This window comes from Pseudomonas sp. NPDC086251 (genome assembly GCF_044746405.1).
GTDB lineage: Bacteria > Pseudomonadota > Gammaproteobacteria > Pseudomonadales > Pseudomonadaceae > Aquipseudomonas.
In genome coordinates, this window is the sequence record NZ_JBIVBY010000037.1 from 1 (window position 1) to 1,870 (window position 1,870).

Annotated in this window: 1 protein-coding gene; it reads right to left on the reverse strand. The window is 66.5% G+C overall.

Features of this window, described 5'->3' with window-relative positions; genetic code table 11:
* Positions 1 to 127: 127 nt before the first annotated feature.
* Complete coding sequence (locus ACIPL2_RS29740) at positions 128 to 1,657, reverse strand: FAD-dependent oxidoreductase (protein WP_401362816.1); 1,530 nt, start codon at positions 1,655 to 1,657, stop codon at positions 128 to 130.
* Positions 1,658 to 1,870: the final 213 nt, after the last annotated feature.

The window sequence follows — 1,870 nt, forward strand, 5'->3', positions numbered from 1 at the left end:
CCCCCCCCCCCCCCCCCCCCCCCCCCCCCCCCCCCCCCCCCCCCCCCCCCCCCCCCCCCCCCCCCCCCCCCCCCCCCCCCCCCCCCCCCCCCCCCGCTCCCACATTTGATAGGTGGTGTCTTTGGGATCAGCCAAAAAACGGCCGAATCCCGTGATCCTTGAAATAGCGTTCGATCACCTTCGGATCGGAACACGTCTCGGCAATCGCCACATAGGAATCCGGGCGTAACAGATAGAACCCGCTGTGCCCCAGGCCGGCGCTTTCGAACGCCGGCCGCCAGCCAAACACATGCAGCGGCAGATGATGCTCGTGGCACCAGGCGATCATCTCGTCGCTGGTGTCGCCGTACACATGCACTTGCCAGACCGGGCATTTCAGCGGTCCGAAATTATCCCCCTCACCGTCGTGCGCCCAGGGCAGTCGATCCCCGCCATGAACCTGGCCGGCAACGCCGGTGCTCAACGCCATCCCGCGATAATTCAGGGTGATCTGCGACACCGTGCGAAACAGGAATTCGCGGGCCGTACCCAGCGAGGCCATTTTCGGCAGCACGAACGGCGCCAGCCGCGTGCGCAGCAAATCGGCCAGGCGCCCCTCGGCAGTGACGAAAGTGAACACCCGGTCGGTGGTGGCGACCAGTTTGCGGGCAAACGCGATGCGCTCGGTTTCGTAGGTGTCGAGCAATTTGGCCGTGGCGCCGCCGCTCAATACCGCCGCGAGTTTCCAGGCGAGGTTGATCGCATCGCCAATCCCGGTGTTCATGCCCTGACCACCGGCCGGGCTGTGGACGTGGGCGGCGTCACCCAATAGAAACGCGCGTCCGCTGCGAAAGTGGTCGGCGACCCGATGATGCACGCGGTAGGTCGAGAACCAGTTCAGCTGTTCGATCTGCACCTTCAGGTTTTCGATGGCGCGGCTGCTGACGTCTTCGAAACGCAGGGTTTCAGCCTGCTCGGCGCGTTCATCGCGCACGGTACCGATCAGGCGTGCGCGGCCGGTGCCGGCCAATGGAAACACCGCCAGGAAATCCGCTTCATCGAGGTCCACATGCAATTCGCCATTGAACGTCGGCCCGCTGGCCTGGACGTCGGCGACGTAGAAAATCTGCTGGTAGGTGCCGCCGGGAAATCCGGTGTCCAACGTCTTGCGCACAATCGACCGGGCACCGTCGCAGCCCGCCAGATAACAGGCCTGACAGCTTTCCTGCTGGCCATCGGGCAAGCGCAGCCGGGCGTTGATACCGTCACCGGTTTCCTCGAAACCCTCCAGTTCCGTGTTGCGTTCCACCTGGATGCCGAAACCTTCGAGGCGTTCGATCAGCAGTCGTTCGTGCTCGTCCTGCGGGAAGATTTCGAGGAAGGCGTAGGGCGTCAGGCCCTCGCCGATGGTGCTCAGCGGCAACCGCGCCACGGGCTCACCCTTGACCCAGAAATTGGCGGCGGCCACGCGATGGCCGTTCTGCACAACCGCTTCGCTGAGGTCGAGCTGGCGATACAGCTCCAGCGTCCGCGCCTGCACGGCCAGCGCCCGCGACGTGGTGCCGGGTGCCGAGGTCTTGTCGATAATCCGCACCCGGACGCCCAGTTTGCTCAGCCACAGCGCCAGTACCAGCCCGGTCGGGCCGGCGCCGATGATCAGTACGTCGCTACGGTTCATGAGCCCGGCCTCCTTAATGCGTGGATCAAGTATGGTCCAGCCGAGGCAGACGGCCAGGCTGCCTGCTCAACGGAAAAAGGCCTCAATGCCTGTAGCAGCCGTCGAGCCAGCATACGGCTCTGTAGCAGCTGTGGGGGGGGGGGGGGGGGGGGGGGGGGGGGGGGGGGGGGGGGGGGGGGGGGGGGGGGGGGGGGGGGGGGGGGGGGGGGGTAC